Raw genomic sequence first — 1830 nt, 5'->3', positions numbered from 1 at the left:
TGTTAGCGCCGATGTAAAACTGACCCTGTCGCCGACATAAAATTGACCCACCTGGGAGACGATGGCGGCTTTTGCCGCCGATGCTGACTCAGGAGCAAGCAGTGGAAATCAAGGTATTGGCCAGGCGTGGGACGGCGGTTCGGGAGATAGCGAGGCAGACGGGCTTATCGCGCAACACGGTGCGTCGCTATCTAAGAGATGAACAAGCGAGACGGTACAAGCCGCGTGAGCCACGCGCGACGAAGCTCGACCCGTTCAAAGACTATCTGCTGGAGCGCGTTGCAGCAGCGCGGCCGCACTGGATTCCGGCGACAGTTCTGCTGCGCGAGCTGCAGGAGGCCGGCTATGCAGGCGGTATCAGCCAGCTCAAGGCGTTTCTGGCGCCCCACAAACATCCCGAAGCCGAGCCGGTCGTGCGCTTCGAGACGCCACCGGGCAAGCAGATGCAGGCCGATTTCACCGTCATCCGCCGAGGACGCGAGCCGTTGCTCGCGCTGGTCGCGACGTTGGGCTATAGCCGCGCGAGCTTTGTGCGATTTACCGCGCGCGAGGACGCGGTGACGCTGTGCGAGTGCCTGCGCGAAGCACTGGTCTACTTCGGCGGCACGCCGGAACATGTGCTGTTCGACAACGCCAAATCGGTGGTCATCGAGCGCGATGCGTTCGGGGTTGGCGAGCATCGCTGGAACCCGCAATTGCTGGCGCTGGCCGAGACCTACGGCTTCACGCCGAAGGTGTGTCGGCCATATCGCGCCAAGACCAAGGGCAAGGTCGAGCGCTTCAATCGCTATCTCAAGGAGAGTTTCGTGGTGCCCCTTGCCGCGACGCTCAAGTCATCGGGACTGAAACTGGACGTCGAGACCGCCAATGCGCACCTCGGCCGATGGCTCTCAGAGGTTGCCAATGTGCGCCGTCACGCAACAACGGGCGAGCGTCCAGCCGTGTTGCTCGATGCTGAACGAGCGGCACTTCTGCCATTGCCGGCTCAAGTGCCTGTGCTGGCGGCGCCCGACAATCGCCGGGTGTTGCCCCGTGAGAGCCTGCAGCATCCGCTGGCGGTCTATGACACGTTGCTGGAGCTCGCCGCATGAATCTGCAACATGAGCGCATCGCCGCGCTGTGCCCGCAACTGAAGCTCGACTGCGTCGCCACCGATTGGGCGCCGCTGGCACAACGCACGGCCGCAGCCGATTCGAGTATGGCCGACTTCCTGGAGCAACTTCTGCAAGCCGAACTCGGTGCTCGCGAAGAGCGCAAGCGCCAGGTGCTCACGAAGTTGGCGGCGTTGCCCGGTGTCAAGACGTTGGAGCAATACGACTTTGGCTTCGCCAGCGGCGCACCGCGTGCGCAGATTCAAGAGCTTGCGAGTCTGGCGTTCATCGAACGGGCCGAGAATATCGTGCTGCTCGGACCATCCGGTGTCGGCAAGACACATATCGCGACTTCGCTTGCTTACCGCGCAGCGCAAGCGGGCATCAAGACACGGTTCATCACGGCCGCCGACCTGATGATGCAATTGGCCGCCGCCCGGCAACAGAACCGGCTGCGCGAGTTCTTCAATCGCGCGGTTATCGGGCCCAGGCTGCTGGTCGTCGATGAAATCGGCTATCTGCCATTCGGGCGCGAGGAGGCGAATCTGTTCTTCAACGTCGTAGCGAAACGCTACGAGCGGGGTTCAATCGTCCTGACCAGCAACCTGCCATTCACGCAATGGGCGACGGCGTTCGCCGACGACCAGACGCTCACGGCAGCGATGCTCGACAGGTTGCTGCATCACGCGCATATCGTGCAAATCAGTGGCGAGAGCTATCGACTGAAGGACAAGAGAAA

The 1830-nt window shown here is 62.2% G+C and carries 2 protein-coding genes; both read left to right on the top strand.

All coding sequences use genetic code 11. The features are described 5' to 3' along the window. Window positions 1-80 precede the first annotated feature (80 nt). Window positions 81-1091, top strand: a complete 1011-nt coding sequence (istA, locus tag QCE73_RS39280; RefSeq protein ID WP_309886196.1) for an IS21 family transposase — start codon at window positions 81-83, stop codon at window positions 1089-1091. Then, the coding region (istB, locus tag QCE73_RS39275; RefSeq protein ID WP_309886194.1) for an IS21-like element helper ATPase IstB at window positions 1088-1830 on the top strand (743 nt) is incomplete at its 3' end. The genes istA and istB, both read left to right, overlap by 4 nt.

This window comes from Caballeronia sp. LZ029 (genome assembly GCF_031451275.1).
Classification (GTDB): Bacteria; Pseudomonadota; Gammaproteobacteria; order Burkholderiales; family Burkholderiaceae; genus Caballeronia; species Caballeronia jiangsuensis.
Note: the sequence above shows the minus strand (reverse complement) of the source record. Positions and strands in the feature narration are given on the sequence as shown.